Below are 13,893 nucleotides of genomic sequence, written 5' to 3' on the forward strand. Positions count from 1 at the left end.
GGCGTGTCCTCCATTCAGGAATGAGCGTGCAGGGACTCCACGCTCTCCAGCAGAAAGCGATGCAGGTCCTCTACGGGCGGTGGCGCCTTGTGCTGAAGCACATAGACGCGAATCTGTTTGAGGATGCTTTGTGCTTGTAATTCGGTGATGGCACTGCCCAGTTCGGCATAAGCCCGCATGATGGCCTTGGTGCCGGAATGCTTGCCCAGCACCATGTTATGCTGGCGCCCCAGTTCCTCCGGGTCGAAGCTCTGGTAATTGCGGGGGTTTTTAATCAGTCCATCGACGTGAATACCCGACTCGTGGCTGAAAATGGCATCGCCGACGATGCTTTTTCCGGCGGGCACCGGTCGCGCGGAAGCCAGCGCCACCAATTGCGAAATCGCCTTGAACTGGCGCACTTCAATGCCGGTCTCGAAGCCGTGCAAATGATGCAGACACATCACCACTTCCTCCAGTGCGGCGTTACCGGCGCGCTCCCCCAGACCATTCACCGTCGTGTTCACATGAGTGGCGCCGAAACGCAGAGCGGCGATGGAGTTGGCAGTGGCCAGACCCAGATCATTGTGGGCATGGATTTCAATTTCCATGCCCGTGGCCGCCCTTAAACGCCGCATGATATGCGCGGTGTTAAAGGGTTCCAGAATGCCCAGGGTGTCGGCATAACGAAAACGGCGTGCCCCCGCCCGTTCTGCGACTTCCATGACCCGCAATACAAAGTCCAGGTGGGTCCGGGAGGCATCCTCGCCGCCCACCGAGACGTCCATGCCGCTGTCCAGCACCTGCTTCACCCGGCGATCCACCTGCTGTAAGACCCACCGACGGTCTTTGCCCAGTTTGCTGCGTATCTGGATGTCCGAAACCGGAACCGAGGCATTGACCATATCCACAGCGCAACGCTTTGCCGCAGCGAGGTCCGTATCGTGCATCCGGCACCAGACCACCAGGCGGGCGGGGAGGCCCATCCGGGTAATATTGCGGATGGTTTCCACCTCTTCACTCCCCATGGCGGGGATGCCGATCTCCAACTCCGGAATCCCGGCATTGACCAGACTCTTGGCGATAGCCAGTTTTTCCTCAGGGCGGAAGGCCACCCCTGCGGTCTGTTCGCCATCGCGCAGGGTGGTGTCGTGGATTACAGCGGTGCTGCGGGAGAGTGGATTAAGCTCATGCATACACGGGTGCAAAGGCATTATCGGTGAGAATAGGGCCGTTGCCCCCCCAGTAGGGGGACAGACGCCGCAACTGCTCGATGATGGGGGGTGTCTGCGCAATCACCCAGTCCACTTCTGCTTCCGTGGTCTCCCGAGACAAGGAAAAACGGATGGTACCGTGCGCCGCCGTATAGGGAATGTCCATGGCGCGCAGCACATGGGACGGCTCCAGCGATCCGGAGGTACAGGCGGAACCTGAGGAGGCGGCAATGCCGACCCGGCTCAGAAGCATCAGGATGGCCTCGCCCTCGATGTATTCAAACGAGATGCTGGCGGTATTGGGCAGGCGGTGTTCCAGATCGCCATTGGCGAAGGCATAGGGCACCTGCGCCAGTATCCCGGCCTCCAGGCGATCCCTTAAAGCGCGTACCACGGTGTTTTCATACTCCATATGCTCCAGGGCCATGTCCGCCGCCAAGCCCAGGGCGATAATGCCCGTGGTGTTTTCTGTTCCGGCCCGGCGTCCGCGTTCTTGGTGGCCACCGCGCAGCATGGGTCGGTAGCGGGTGCCCCGGCGCACATAGAGCGCACCGACGCCTTTTGGGGCATGCAGCTTATGGCCGGAGAGGGAGAGCATGTCGATGGCCGACTCCTGCATGTTCAGAGCAATTTTGCCCACCGCCTGCACGGCGTCCGTATGAAAGAGCGCGCCTTTCTCCTTGGCCATCCGTGCCATGGTCTCGACGGGGAAGATCGTTCCCGTCTCATTGTTGGCATACATCATGGAGACGACGGCCACCTGCTCGCTGAGTGCTGCGGCATACGCCTCCATGGAGATACGCCCAAGCCGGTCCACGGGAATGTAGTGGACTTTGTAGCCTTCGTGACGTTCGAGGTGATCACAGAGAGACAGAATGGCTGGGTGCTCCACCACGCTGGTGATGATTTCCCGGCGACTGGGTTGTATGGCGAGGGCCGAGAGGATGGCGGTGTTATCGGACTCCGTACCGCAGGAGGTAAAAATGATTTCCGAGTCGTGTTCTACCCCCAGCAGAGCCTGTACGGAGGCGCGAGCTTCTTCCAAACGTTTACCCACATCGCCGCCGAAACTGTGCATGGAGGAGGGGTTGCCGTAATACTCGCTGAAGTAGGGAAGAATGGTCTCCAGCACCCGGGGATCTACCCGGGTCGTGGCATTGTTGTCCATATAGGCGCTGCTCATGGCTATACCCCCACGGCTTGCGGCATGCTGGCCGGAACCACCCGTACCGGACGGCCCAGAGTCAGCATCAGGCGTTCCTGAATACCGGAAATGGTAATGCCGGATGACTGGCAGTTCATGCACGAGCCGCTCATGGCCACCATGACCGTATCGCCATCCACATCGACCAGTTCGATATTGCCGCCGTCCATCTGGAATTGCGGGCGCATTTCATCGATCACGGCGGATATTTTCTGGATTTTCTGGACCATGGTCATGGGGGTCGGGGGAACTTTGGCGGCGGGCTTCGCCGCCATGACCGGTAGCGGTGTGCTGCCGTTTACTGTCGCGAGGATATCCTCGATCTGTTCATGGCAGCTCTGGCAACCGCCGCCCGCCTTGGTATAGAAAGTGATCTCTTCGACCGTCGACAAATGGTTTTCCCTGGCCACCTTCTCGATGAGCGCCGAGTCGATAGCAAAGCATTTACAGACCAGCGCGCCTTCTTCGTGATCATCCGCCCATTCTTCGCCGCGGTAGTTGGCGATGGCGGCGTGCAGAGCCTCGGCACCCATAACCGAACAATGCATTTTTTCCGGGGGCAGCCCGCCCAAAAACTCAGCGATGTCCTGATTGGTGATTTTGAGCGCTTCATCCAGCGTCTTGCCCTTGATCAGCTCAGTCAACGCCGATGACGAGGCGATGGCGGAACCGCAGCCGAAAGTTTGGAAGCGGGCATCCAGAATGACATCCGTATCCGGGTCTACCTTGAGCATCAGGCGCAGAGCATCTCCGCAACTGATGGAGCCGACCTCGCCAACCGCGTTGGCTTCTTCGAGGACCCCGGTATTCTTGGGGTTGAAGAATAAATCTTTGACTTTATCGGTATAATCCCACATGGCGTCAGCTCCGATGTCCGCAGGCGGAGGCCGAGGCAGCGGAAGCCTCGTCTCCCGTGGTGAATGACGACCCGCAACCACAGGTTCCCGTAGCATTGGGGTTTTCGAAACGGAAGCCGCTGCCGCTGAGCTCGTCCACATAGTCGATGACGACCCCGCTAAGCAGCGTGGCGCTGGCGTTGTCCACGTAAACCGGCACGCCCTCTATCGCCACCACGGTATCATCGGCGCCGGCTTCGGCCTCCAGCCCCATTCCATATTGATAGCCGGAACAACCGCCCCCGGTCACCGCAACCCGCAATCCGCTCGCTTCGGGATTCTCGGCAAGCAGATTCTTTACGACATCCATGGCTTTTTCCGTCAATATCAGCATGACACACTCCTTACGCGACAGGGGTTCCTGTATGCTTTTTAGCAAGACTCGGGCCAGATTTTGAATTTGTGCCCAACTTATTGTTATTATGAAGACTAATATCGGATGTTTAGGTGTTTTCAGTGTATTTTGTTGCTTTCCCTACATCTTCCAGGATGGTTTTGCAAGGAAACGAACATCACGGGGCAGGGCCGAATGGATAGTTGTCCCACGCCGTCTCTCATTGCGGTGTTTACAATCGGCCACGTACCAAAGAACAGCCGAATACCATCTTGCGGATCATCCCGTAGAGGGTGAGCGCCCAAACGAGCAGCGCCAGATAGAAGAAGACATGCCCGAGAGGGAGCAAAAAGGGCAGTTCCATGCTCTGCGCCATATAAATGGTGCACAAGCTGTACATGCCCAGGGGAAAGACCACGCCCCAGTAAAGCGGATCATAGCGGATAGGAAGCCGCTTGATGCCATGGCGCCAGAGTTCCAGGGTAACCAGCAGCGGGATCCACCAGCTTCCCGTGGCCCAATAAAAGACCGTAAAGCCTTTCAGAAAGGGGAGAAGGGAGTGAAGATAGGGGGCCTTGGCGGCGCTGATGATGAGTAGGGAGCCCGCCAGGGTGGAAATAGCCATAGCCCCCATGTTGATCCAGTATGGTGGCACCAGATCCTTCGCCGTAAGGGGGAAGAAACTGTAACGGTAAAAAATGAGAACTATGATCCAGATGTAGAGCATGCCGCCCCAGAGCCACAGAGAGAGCGCAATGAAATTGAATTCCAGGCGATGCATGGGGTTCAAGTGGGCATCCAGCAGCGTGGCGAGCACGGTAACGGATTGGGCGGCGACCACCGCCAAAAGCCAGGTGCCAGTGATGCCCCCTTCGAGGGAAGGTTTATTTTTTTGGATGGTAAAGATGGTGAATATGCCGTAATTCAACGTTAGCCAAAGGGCCATGGCAAGACCCCAGAGCAGCATTCCCATCGTCTCATCCTTCGCGAGGAGTATGAACTGGCTGCCGAGGATGGCGGATCCGGCCACCACAGAAAAGAAGCCGGGGCCGCGTTGGTAATCCTTGAGATCCGCGCCCAGCCGCCGCCCAAAGCGCAGGATGCGCCAGCCCGTCAGGAACCATAAAACGCCGTAGAACGCTGCATTGAGCCAGAAGAGCGTCCGGGCGAGGAGGGGAATATCCATGGCCTGGGCCGTCAGGGAAACGATGCCCGTGGCCATCACCAAAGCGAAATAAGCGGGGGGTAGATCCTGTACGGCGGAGTCCAGCTGCGCTGTGTATTCTCGGCCACGACGGATCAACTCTCCTCCGCCCGCCGCTTGGCCATGGCCGCCCCCAGTCGCCGTGCCACACTTTCTTCCAGGAGCTTTTCAGCCACTGGGAATATCTCGCCATTCTCCAGCGCCACATGAGCCCGGTTCATGGAGATGAAGGGTTCCAGATGCAGCGCTTCGGGTTGCTCCCCGCTCTCCACGGCGACCAGATCCGCATCCAACACCCGCCAAGCCACTTCCAACTGCCGATGCTGATCTGTCAGATTGCGCACCACCGCCCGCAGCATGGACGGAAAGTCCGGTCGCGCCAGCAGCCAGGGAAAAAGCTGGTTCTCCTCGTCGGCATGGTGGGCGGGACCGGCCACATGAAAGTAGCGGCGGATGCGTGTAGCGGCCAGCCGCGCTTCGCTGTCGACACCGACTCGCGCCAAATGCTCGGCTAGGCGCTCCAAGGTCTCGCAGTGCTCCAGGATGCGTTCATGGCAGGCTCTGAGCAGCCCCACGGGATCGTCGAAGGAAGCGGCGGCGTCGTCCAAAAGTCTCATGCCGAAGCGCCTGCATGCGCCGTGAAGCGGATGCGGAGGAGCATGATTTCTCCCGGCGACAAGGCATCCAGAACACCGAAAATGGCATCGCGGCGAAAGCGTTTGGCAATGCCGCGGGCATCGAAGGGATAAAGAGCATGGATATGTTGGTGTAATGGTGGTATGGACAGGCGGGTTCGGGGCGTACTGCTCTGGAATGTCTGGAAAAAGGCGGATGCCGCCCGTGCCCTCATAGCGGCCCGGACAGAGGTAAGGCAGGTGTCCTGGAAAGGACCCCTACAGAATTGGTAACCCTGTTTCCGCATCCCCTTGGTCATGGTTTTTGACATTTTCATGTTTCCCCCAATTATCTGCAATCGCCATATGCTCTGCGCGCTCAGATGATGAAAGCACAGAAGCGGCATAGCACCGATAAAGGATAAATCCCGAAAACGGTGGGTCTTTATCCTTTTACGATGAAGATAAGGGCGAATTAGACAGATGGCGGGACATCATCCAGCGTGACTGCCGCATAACGAGTTGGTGCCATAGCCTCATAGGCAGCTTCAATGCAAACAGATGCGGCCAGATTGTAGGCTTCGATCCAGGACTCAGCCATTTCCTGTGTCCAGGCTTCCCCCAAAAAGTGTTTCAACGTATTGAGCAGACTTTTACCAACAATAAGGTAATGCTCGGGACGTGTATCGTACTTGATGTGGCCGACACCCAGTTCCTTCAGATAGGGGACCAATACTTCCATGGTGTCAATATTGGTGGCGATCAGAATGACAGAATTAAAGAGGCGTATGCGTTGTTCCGTCATGTCACCGGGAAACATTTTCCGTACTTCTGGAAAGTGGGTAAACATGTAGTTGTAAAAATACTCGGCGACCGGAACGCCCAAATCCTGAACTGCGGCGCCACTGGACTTGATGAGCTGGATATTGATGGACATCGGGTGAATGCTCCTTGAAGTGAACTACGGGTGATGAAAAACTATAGTCATTCCGTTCTACTACAATGAGGGTCATGTTAACTGGCCCCAAGTGTTATAGTCTATCTTGTCTGGCAGCTTATTTCCTTGATCTCGGTCAATCTTTTCGAAGTAAACGGGGTCCTGCCGAGCTGGCAGATGCCTGATATCATCATGAATTCCTCCGGATGATGTCGAGGACGAAATTTTTCGCATGTGCGAGTTCACCGTCGTAGATAGTCGTTTGATAGCCCTTGATTGGTGTGTGGGTGAGCGTTTGCAGGACCGAATGTCGCTGCGTAGACAAATAGATGTTTGCGATCATCGATAATCCCGGACGCAGTGGGTGTGCTCTAAGATCCTTCCGGGATAGGGCGATCCGCACGGGAACCCGTTCCACAATGTGTATGTAATTCCCGGTAGCGTTCTCGGGAGGGAGGATGCTGAAGGTGCTACCAGCCCCCGGCAGCAGACCTTCGACAGTGCCGCGATAACGCACCGCGTGTCCATAGTAATAGCTGGTGAGTTCTACCGGTTGTCCGGGACGGATATGATGCATGTCGGTTTCCTTGATGTTGGCCACAATCCATAAGTAATCCAGCGGAATTATCGAAAAAAGACGCTGACCAATATGGACCCGAATGCCTGGATAACTGGCGCGTTCTGCGACAAAACCAGAGACTGGGGCACGGATGATTCGGCGTTGCCATTGAATATCGGCCCTTTCCACCTGCGCGACAGCCTGCCGCACCAGCGGGTTGGTACTTAACGTCGTTCCGACCACAATGGCTTCCGCGCCGGTCAACGCGGCCTTTTCAGCCGCTACCTGCGCTTGCAGCACCTGAATTTCTTTTCGCGTATCCTGTACGCGAATGGCGGAGGTAGCGCCGCTGGGAAGGGACGCACTAAAGCGGGCGAGATTATCTTCCAGCTTTTCCAACGTGGCTTTTTTGCTGGCAACCACTTGTTGCAGTTGGGTCACCGTGGCGAAGGCCTTACGTACGTGCCTGACTTCCGCCCCAAGGTAAGCTTCCGCCCGCATCAGGCGCAAGCGCGACTGGTCGGCCTGCATGATGGCCATAACCTGTCCGGCATGCACAAATTGCGTATTTTCCACAAGTACCTTTTCGAGTGTTCCCGGTGTCTGATCTTCCACGGGAACAATGTTACCCGTGACATAGGCATCATTAGTACTTACATAGAAGCGCTCGTGAAAAAACCACCACGCCGCCCAGGCCAGCGCAACGATAAGAAGCAAAACCGTAATCATCACGACATGCCGGATGCGCCGTTCCGGTACGGGCGGCGAATGATGAATGATGCCCGCTTTGTGCATCATGAGCGACCTCCGGAAAAGAAGACATACCCGTTACCAAGAGCCGCATTGAGACGCGCCCAGGAAGTGGCATCGGCGATCTGCAAGGAATAGTCCTGATTATTGATTTGCGCCTCGTGGATGTGCGCTGTCAGCATTCCGATTTTGTTGCTTATTCCGATCCGAAAAGCGGCATTTTCCAGTCGGGTGGTGTGCCGTGCCGCGATGATCATTTCCTGTTCTTCGGAGAGTTTTCGCCGAATCCGCTGCCAGTCGCTGAGGCGATCTGCAATCTGACGTACGGCGTTGAGAATGGTCGCGTGGTAGTGATCTTCCGCGGCCATATAGCGGGCATTTCTTGCTCGCAGTTGCGCACGCAATGCACCCCCTTCAAAAATAGGCAGGGAGATCACCGGACCAACGGCATGAGCCAGATTCCCAGGGTTGAACAGATCTCCCAAATGAATACTGTTCCAGCCAGCGAAGAGAGCGATATTGACGTTCGGATAGAAGGCTGCGCGTGCCGCTCCCACCTCTTGTGCGGCCACCTCTATTTCCCAGCGCGCGGCGACAATATCCGGGCGATGCGCGATGATTCGCAAGGGCAGATCTTTAGGGACGGCGATAGTCGCCAGAGACGGTAACGGCGCCGTTTGAATATTCCGTCCCCAGTCAGGACCATGTCCTGCCAGTGCCGCGAGGCTGTATTGCTGCACGACAATCTCGTTCGTGATCTCCGTCACGGCCTGCCGCGCGGCAGTACGGGCCTCTTTCTGCAAATAGACCGCTTTTGCCCCGGTCAAACCCGAACGCAGGCGCTCCTGGTCCAGGCGCAAGAGTGCCGCGTGGAGCCGCTGCTCCTTCAGGATCTGAGCGCGGCGTAGGATGTCGCCAATCAGTGAAAAGTAATGTATGGCCACCTCTGTGGATAAGCGTAAACGCGCTTCCGCCAAATCTGTTCGGGCAACGCGAAGATTGCCCAAGGCGGCGCGTATTTTGTCGCTATCCTGACCCCACAAATCCACATGGTATTGTACTTCCAATGGATTTAACTCGGTATACAACACACTGCTGCCATTGGCGGTGGTATGCAATCCCTGTTTGGAGAAATATTCCTGCGTGGTAGAGGCACCCGCCGAGATATGTGGCAACAGTCTGGCGTGCTGATCCGCCACTGCTGCACGAGCCGCCAGGATGCGGGTGCTGACTATCTGCAAGTCAGGATTGTTTCGTAGAGCGTCTTTCTCCAATGCATTCAGGGCAGGGATGCCCGCCGCTTTCCACCAATCGTTTTGCGGCCAGGCACCCGCTGTTATACCGAACTGGCCATTATACTGAGCCAAGGTTTTGCTGATCTGCGTTTTCTGCCCCATTTTGCCGCCTGGCAGATGTCGCGGAAGTCGTGCGCAGGCACCGATCAGCAAGATACCGGACAGAAGAATAATCTGCTTTTTCACGGTTCCACCATCTCCTCCATGGCTAGGCGGGTGCCCGCATCGGGTTCAGCAAAGGTCACATGCTTCGCGAGTAACAGCACCACGCCGAGCAGGAGAAAAGCCCAGCCGGCAAAATGAAAAATTTCGTTAAAAGCCAGGAGCGCCGCCTGGTGATCGATTCTGTTGACGATCAAATGGTGCGCTGCCTCGGGCACGATGCCCTGGCGCTGCAATATGTGTTGCGCGGACCCGAGTTGCTCTCGGGTCATGGCGTTGCCTTCTCCCAGAAAGTGGCGATGCAATATCCGACGGCGATCCCACAGCGCCCCCACTATGGGTATTCCCATGGCCTGCCCGGAAACGCGCAGGAGATTCAAAAAAGCACCACCCCGCATTTCGGCCGTGCCCCGAAGGCCTGACAAGGCAATAGCAGCAAATGGGGGAAAGAGGGCACCAAGAAAGAGACTTGCCATTGCCTGAGGCCATAAGAGTTCGTCCAGCGAAGCGGGCCGGTTGTAAGAAGAAACCCAAAAACTCCCAATGGAGAATCCAGTGAGCGCAATGAAGCCGACGAAGCGCGCATCTAGTCGGTGGATATAGCGATGCGTCAACATGGACGTCAATTTGGAAAATAGCGCCAAGGGCAGCAGCAGCAACCCCGCCAGCCATGCGCTATAACCCAACATCAACTGAAACTGTACGATATAGAGTGCCATGGCACCTTGGAAACAAAGCGCTGTAAGAAATAGCCCCAGTCCACCGACCAGAAAATTGCGGCGTCTCAGAAAGCGTAATTCCAGTAACGGATGCGCACTGTTCCATTCCCAAAGCGCGAAGTAAATCAGGGCGGCTGCGCCGGTGAGCAACAGGCCGATGATGGTCGTTGACCGTAACCAGTCATCTATTTCACCAAGATTGAGGGCAGACTGGAACGCGCCAACACCAATCAGAAGCAGGAGCAAACCCACCCAGTCCAAACCGGGATGGCGATGCTCTATTTCACGCCCCGCCAGAATAATCGCGATAATCAAGGCGACGGCTATCGCTACGGGGGTATTGAGATAAAACAACCAGCGCCACCCCCAGGTGTCGGTGATCCAACCACCCAGCACCGGGCCGAGGGTAAAGGGGGTGATAGCGGCCATTCCCCACAACGTGAGGCCAATGTTACGCCGGGGCGGCGCATAGTGCCTCAGAAGCACACCGAGCGAAAGAGGTATGGTGATACCACCGGCATACCCCTGCACCATGCGTGATGCCAGAAACCAGCCATAGTCATGAGACACTGCGCATACTGCGGACGCAAGAGCGAAAGCGAGAAATGCGCCTAATAAACTCCGCATTTCCCCCCAGCGATTCAGAAACCACGCTGCCGTGGGGAAAGCCAGCGCCATCGCCAGGAAGAAATTCGCCTGCGTCCAGTCCACATAGACCGGATCGACTCCAAGACTGCCCGCCACGCGCGGGATCATCGGCAGATATGCGCCTGTATTAAACAATACCAGGAAGTGGCCCAGTCCGATGGTGAGGTTAAGCGCGAGCAACATACCCGCATCGAGAGGTGCTGGGTTTATAGGGGTTCTTGTGGATACGGTGCTCACGGTTCGTTTGAATTGATCTTTACGGAGGATGTCCAGCGATGATGCCCAAAATGATTCCATAGGACAAATTGGAATAATTTATAATTTACATAGGAAACCACGATAAATATGGATGCCGAAGGTTTGCGGCGACTTTCTCAAAACAAAAAAGCCACCCCGAAAGATCGAGGGTGGCTTTTTTAGGCCCTAAACCATAAATAATAATGGCTGCCTACATCATATAACCGTTGAGCGTCAGAGTTTTCGCTAAAACAGTGGAAAAACGCTTATACGGGCCGGTTTTCACCGGGATCACGTACCGGACCCATACCCGCCAGGCAGTCTGCATAACTGATCTCGGGGAATACGCTGCTGTATTGCAAGGCACTCTCGGCGATGCGGTTGATCTTGCCCGCCGTGTCGAGCCTTTTGAGATCGTTGCGTTCCAGTCCGAACAAGTCCAGCAGTTCGTTGTAGACCGTCGCCTCATCCAACGGCAGGATATAAAATGGGATACCCTTGTATTCCAGATGATAACGTTTGCTGAGGTCGATATTATTGCAGTAAATGAAATACCTACCGGAGGGTTCCAGATATTCGGCCAGTGCCGTTACCAGTGCATCCAGATAACCAAAAGACAGAAGATAGCACGATAAAAAAGAAATCCTTTTGGCGCCCGGCTCTGCCGAACTGATGACTTGCTGCGCGAGGAGTTCCGGTGGACGAGCTTCATCGGCCACGGCGGTGGCAAATTTGATAGCCAGTTCGCCACGAAAACCAAAGCGTCCCTGCGCATTCAGTTCTCCCTTGAATACCTGGTTCAGCAGTCTTTTCTGAGTGTCGAGCCCTGCAAATGCGCTTTGTTCGATGCTGATGGACATAAATGACTCCGTATAGATAGATAAAATATTGCAACCTGATCGGGTTACGGATGCTTATGGGTTTTTAGCCCTGGGCAGCCAGCAGCTTCCAAGCACTGGCATCTTCCGGGCCGAAGCACTGGGCATAATCATTGCAAACATTGCAGCTGGGTGCCTGGCAGAGGCGGACTTCAGCCTGGTCACACAACTGCTTATAAAAGAACTTCTTCCATTTCATATTACCGGCATTTTTGAAATACAGTCGCGGAAAATGATGTTTAATAATGTCACTGAGGTCCTCACGATTCGTCAGCCCCAGGTCCTGCCACAAGTGATCATCACCCAGGCAGCCCACCGCGAGAATGGCAGCTACCCATTCTGTGCTCTGATTAACGCCGGCACGGTGATCCAGCAGGAGTTTAACCAGATCGCCGGTTTCCTCATTGCGCATGGATGCCTGCTTTTCTTTCCCCAGACATTGACACAGAAAAGTACCGCCCGCAGCGTTATGGAGATGGGCCTTCGTGCATTGTGCGGTCGAGCGCGATGCCTCTATCCGCGGGAAATAACGAGAAAACAGATGGCTCAATTGCCTGATCTCCAGACCAAGCGCCATGCTGATGTTGCCCTTGCGTGCCATGGCGCGATGGCTGATGCACAGCGCAAAAAAACGTGCATCGGAGAATGCCTCATCCGGGTTGCGACCGGACATCAGAATGTCATATATGGCAGTCTTCATTGATGCATTCCCCCCTGAAGCGCTACGCCGAGACGCTGACCGCCAAGGATATGGAAGCGTGGGTATAGCAGTCCTTGGGGCAAACTCGGGAGCAGGCCTCGCAGCCAATGCATTTTTCCGGATGGGCAATGGTCATGAATTTGCGTTCCGCCTCGTCATCGTCCGCCGCCACCAGCTCCCCGTCTTCAGTGATACCAATGAGGTTCAGCACATCCCGACCGCAGGCGCGGAAACAGCGCCCACAGCCGATGCACTTTTCTTCATTGATATGCTCGACAAACTGGGGTGTCCAGCCGAGCCCACCCTTGGTGATGCCGGTTATGTCGGACATGGCATTAGCCTCCGGGAAATGATGCGAGCCGCGCCCTGGCCGCGGTCAGATCGCGGTAGGCGGCATAGGTGCGATTCGCCAGTTCCAGAATATTCTCCCAGCCGATGGGCAAATCTTCGGCGAGATCGTGAAGATCCATTTTGGCCTGGGTGGCCTGGGCATTGAGCCGTTTGATTTCTGTTTTCAACGCGTCCTTTTCGTCCACAATCAACTCCCAGTGATTGGTCTGTTCCTCTACTACCGGTAACATCTCCATTAATACGGACATGGCGTCATACTCCTCTGCGCTGATGAACCATAAGCGTGAGCTATGCTGGTTCAAGGGTCAAAAGCGGGCCACCTCCGGAAATTTTTCGATCATTTCCAGGGCGCCTGCCACCAGTTTGTCACCTTCCTCGGCCAGTTTTTCCATGCTGGGGAAGCCAAAACGATGCACGTCGCGCAACTGTTTATTGACGACGACCAACCGTCCGGCAATCAGCACCATGCGGCCAAAGCCTTCATGACTCATTTTCATCATGGGAGATACCATGACTCCGGAAGCACGCTCCGTAGCCAACCCAACGGCGTTATAAAAAAGTTCCACCCGCCAAAGTATTTCGGGATCGGGATCGCCAATAATGGGTATCGCCCGGCGTTGTTCCTTATCCAGCACATAAGGCGCCAGCAGTCCGGTGTCGGACTTTTTTTCCCAGGCACCATAGCTATCCTGTGCCCGCCACTGCTTGACCAGTTCGCGGAAAAACAGGGACTCTTCCGGCAAAACCGCCGCCACCGCAGTATTCTCAGGCATGACTTAACTCCTCTTCATCATCAAAATTAAACGCTTTTTCCGCACCCTTGTTCATGACTTTGCGCAGCCAGGGGGGTGGAGTGCCCTGTAATACGACCTGCAGCTTGTCGAGTATTTCATTGATGGGTTCCGGTTCATTCACCTTGATGGGATGAATTTTCATGGCCACCACCCGCGCCGCACCGGAGCCGCCAATAGCGGCCACATATAAAATGGCGCAATCCTTGATGGCTTCCAGCTTGGGGGCCAACTTATCTTCGTTGCCATCCTCGGCAAGTTCACCATCAAATTGCACAGCCTCCAGAAAATGATGTCCTTCTGCACTGAGTTCATAAATGGCGATGTTTTTCGCCCAGCCGAAATGGGCATCGACTCTCTGCATATCCTGAGTTGAAAATGCGACTTTCATGGTGCCTCCCGGGCTTTGGCCAGATAAAAA

Annotated in this window: 17 protein-coding genes; all 17 read right to left on the reverse strand. The window is 55.6% G+C overall.

The window, feature by feature from the left end:
* Nucleotides 1–14 precede the first annotated feature (14 nt).
* The 17 genes from nifV to nifX all read right to left on the reverse strand — a co-directional run bounded on the left by nifV (nucleotide 15) and on the right by nifX (nucleotide 13,863).
* Complete coding sequence (gene nifV, locus PJU76_RS06345) at nucleotides 15–1,175, reverse strand: homocitrate synthase (protein WP_271780934.1); 1,161 nt, start codon at nucleotides 1,173–1,175, stop codon at nucleotides 15–17.
* On the reverse strand, nucleotides 1,168–2,376 hold the full coding sequence (nifS, locus tag PJU76_RS06350; RefSeq protein ID WP_271780935.1) for a cysteine desulfurase NifS: 1,209 nt from the start codon (nucleotides 2,374–2,376) through the stop codon (nucleotides 1,168–1,170). Before nifS ends, nifV begins: the two co-directional genes overlap by 8 nt.
* Nucleotides 2,377–2,378: 2 nt before the next feature.
* Nucleotides 2,379–3,254 (reverse strand): Fe-S cluster assembly protein NifU, encoded by an 876-nt coding sequence (nifU, locus tag PJU76_RS06355; RefSeq protein ID WP_215850633.1) that lies wholly within the window; start codon nucleotides 3,252–3,254, stop codon nucleotides 2,379–2,381.
* A 4-nt stretch (nucleotides 3,255–3,258) separates the two neighbouring features.
* The gene (locus PJU76_RS06360) at nucleotides 3,259–3,627 is read right to left on the reverse strand and encodes a HesB/IscA family protein (protein WP_215850632.1); all 369 of its coding nucleotides are present in this window, start codon (nucleotides 3,625–3,627) and stop codon (nucleotides 3,259–3,261) included.
* Nucleotides 3,628–3,859: 232 nt separating this feature from the next.
* Nucleotides 3,860–4,930 carry a tellurite resistance/C4-dicarboxylate transporter family protein gene (locus PJU76_RS06365; protein ID WP_271780936.1) on the reverse strand — a complete coding sequence of 357 codons (1,071 nt, stop codon included), beginning with the start codon at nucleotides 4,928–4,930 and terminating at the stop codon, nucleotides 3,860–3,862.
* Complete coding sequence (locus PJU76_RS06370) at nucleotides 4,927–5,448, reverse strand: hemerythrin domain-containing protein (RefSeq protein WP_271780937.1); 522 nt, start codon at nucleotides 5,446–5,448, stop codon at nucleotides 4,927–4,929. Before PJU76_RS06370 ends, PJU76_RS06365 begins: the two co-directional genes overlap by 4 nt.
* Nucleotides 5,445–5,783 (reverse strand): DUF2249 domain-containing protein, encoded by a 339-nt coding sequence (locus PJU76_RS06375; RefSeq protein WP_271780938.1) that lies wholly within the window; start codon nucleotides 5,781–5,783, stop codon nucleotides 5,445–5,447. Before PJU76_RS06375 ends, PJU76_RS06370 begins: the two co-directional genes overlap by 4 nt.
* Nucleotides 5,784–5,920: 137 nt before the next feature.
* A complete protein-coding gene (locus PJU76_RS06380) occupies nucleotides 5,921–6,382 on the reverse strand; it encodes a globin domain-containing protein (RefSeq protein WP_215880034.1) in 462 nt (153 codons plus the stop codon).
* Nucleotides 6,383–6,572: 190 nt separating this feature from the next.
* Nucleotides 6,573–7,739: an HlyD family secretion protein gene (locus PJU76_RS06385; RefSeq protein WP_271780939.1), complete on the reverse strand. Its 1,167-nt coding sequence runs from the start codon at nucleotides 7,737–7,739 to the stop codon at nucleotides 6,573–6,575.
* Nucleotides 7,736–9,172: an efflux transporter outer membrane subunit gene (locus PJU76_RS06390; protein WP_271780940.1), complete on the reverse strand. Its 1,437-nt coding sequence runs from the start codon at nucleotides 9,170–9,172 to the stop codon at nucleotides 7,736–7,738. Before PJU76_RS06390 ends, PJU76_RS06385 begins: the two co-directional genes overlap by 4 nt.
* Complete coding sequence (locus PJU76_RS06395) at nucleotides 9,169–10,698, reverse strand: DHA2 family efflux MFS transporter permease subunit (protein ID WP_271780941.1); 1,530 nt, start codon at nucleotides 10,696–10,698, stop codon at nucleotides 9,169–9,171. Before PJU76_RS06395 ends, PJU76_RS06390 begins: the two co-directional genes overlap by 4 nt.
* 320 nt (nucleotides 10,699–11,018) lie before the next feature.
* Nucleotides 11,019–11,612 carry a hypothetical protein gene (locus tag PJU76_RS06400; RefSeq protein ID WP_271780942.1) on the reverse strand — a complete coding sequence of 198 codons (594 nt, stop codon included), beginning with the start codon at nucleotides 11,610–11,612 and terminating at the stop codon, nucleotides 11,019–11,021.
* Nucleotides 11,613–11,676: 64 nt separating this feature from the next.
* Complete coding sequence (locus PJU76_RS06405; protein WP_271780943.1) at nucleotides 11,677–12,330, reverse strand: nitrogen fixation protein NifQ; 654 nt, start codon at nucleotides 12,328–12,330, stop codon at nucleotides 11,677–11,679.
* 22 nt (nucleotides 12,331–12,352) lie between these two features.
* A complete protein-coding gene (gene fdxB, locus PJU76_RS06410; protein WP_271780944.1) occupies nucleotides 12,353–12,661 on the reverse strand; it encodes a ferredoxin III, nif-specific in 309 nt (102 codons plus the stop codon).
* Nucleotides 12,662–12,665: 4 nt separating this feature from the next.
* Nucleotides 12,666–12,929, reverse strand: a complete 264-nt coding sequence (locus tag PJU76_RS06415) for a CCE_0567 family metalloprotein (RefSeq protein ID WP_215850445.1) — start codon at nucleotides 12,927–12,929, stop codon at nucleotides 12,666–12,668.
* Nucleotides 12,930–12,986: 57 nt separating this feature from the next.
* Nucleotides 12,987–13,454: a NifX-associated nitrogen fixation protein gene (locus tag PJU76_RS06420; RefSeq protein ID WP_215888772.1), complete on the reverse strand. Its 468-nt coding sequence runs from the start codon at nucleotides 13,452–13,454 to the stop codon at nucleotides 12,987–12,989.
* Nucleotides 13,447–13,863 carry a nitrogen fixation protein NifX gene (nifX, locus tag PJU76_RS06425; RefSeq protein ID WP_215850269.1) on the reverse strand — a complete coding sequence of 139 codons (417 nt, stop codon included), beginning with the start codon at nucleotides 13,861–13,863 and terminating at the stop codon, nucleotides 13,447–13,449. Before nifX ends, PJU76_RS06420 begins: the two co-directional genes overlap by 8 nt.
* Between the last annotated feature and the right edge of the window lie 30 nt (nucleotides 13,864–13,893).

The organism is Acidithiobacillus ferriphilus, from assembly GCF_028215975.1.
In the GTDB taxonomy this organism is placed as follows: Bacteria; Pseudomonadota; Gammaproteobacteria; order Acidithiobacillales; family Acidithiobacillaceae; genus Acidithiobacillus; species Acidithiobacillus ferriphilus.

Coding starts and splice junctions, on each gene's coding strand:
- PJU76_RS06360 (WP_215850632.1), bottom strand. CDS start 3,627: ATGCTGATATTGACGGAAAAAGCCATGGATGTCGTAAAGAATCTGCTT.
- PJU76_RS06405 (WP_271780943.1), bottom strand. CDS start 12,330: ATGAAGACTGCCATATATGACATTCTGATGTCCGGTCGCAACCCGGAT.
- PJU76_RS06400 (WP_271780942.1), bottom strand. CDS start 11,612: ATGTCCATCAGCATCGAACAAAGCGCATTTGCAGGGCTCGACACTCAG.
- PJU76_RS06395 (WP_271780941.1), bottom strand. CDS start 10,698: ATGTTGCTCGCGCTTAACCTCACCATCGGACTGGGCCACTTCCTGGTA.
- PJU76_RS06375 (WP_271780938.1), bottom strand. CDS start 5,783: ATGAAAATGTCAAAAACCATGACCAAGGGGATGCGGAAACAGGGTTAC.
- nifU (WP_215850633.1), bottom strand. CDS start 3,254: ATGTGGGATTATACCGATAAAGTCAAAGATTTATTCTTCAACCCCAAG.
- nifS (WP_271780935.1), bottom strand. CDS start 2,376: ATGAGCAGCGCCTATATGGACAACAATGCCACGACCCGGGTAGATCCC.
- PJU76_RS06370 (WP_271780937.1), bottom strand. CDS start 5,448: ATGAGACTTTTGGACGACGCCGCCGCTTCCTTCGACGATCCCGTGGGG.
- PJU76_RS06385 (WP_271780939.1), bottom strand. CDS start 7,739: ATGATGCACAAAGCGGGCATCATTCATCATTCGCCGCCCGTACCGGAA.
- PJU76_RS06415 (WP_215850445.1), bottom strand. CDS start 12,929: ATGTCCGTATTAATGGAGATGTTACCGGTAGTAGAGGAACAGACCAAT.
- PJU76_RS06420 (WP_215888772.1), bottom strand. CDS start 13,454: ATGCCTGAGAATACTGCGGTGGCGGCGGTTTTGCCGGAAGAGTCCCTG.
- PJU76_RS06380 (WP_215880034.1), bottom strand. CDS start 6,382: ATGTCCATCAATATCCAGCTCATCAAGTCCAGTGGCGCCGCAGTTCAG.
- fdxB (WP_271780944.1), bottom strand. CDS start 12,661: ATGTCCGACATAACCGGCATCACCAAGGGTGGGCTCGGCTGGACACCC.
- nifX (WP_215850269.1), bottom strand. CDS start 13,863: ATGAAAGTCGCATTTTCAACTCAGGATATGCAGAGAGTCGATGCCCAT.
- nifV (WP_271780934.1), bottom strand. CDS start 1,175: ATGCATGAGCTTAATCCACTCTCCCGCAGCACCGCTGTAATCCACGAC.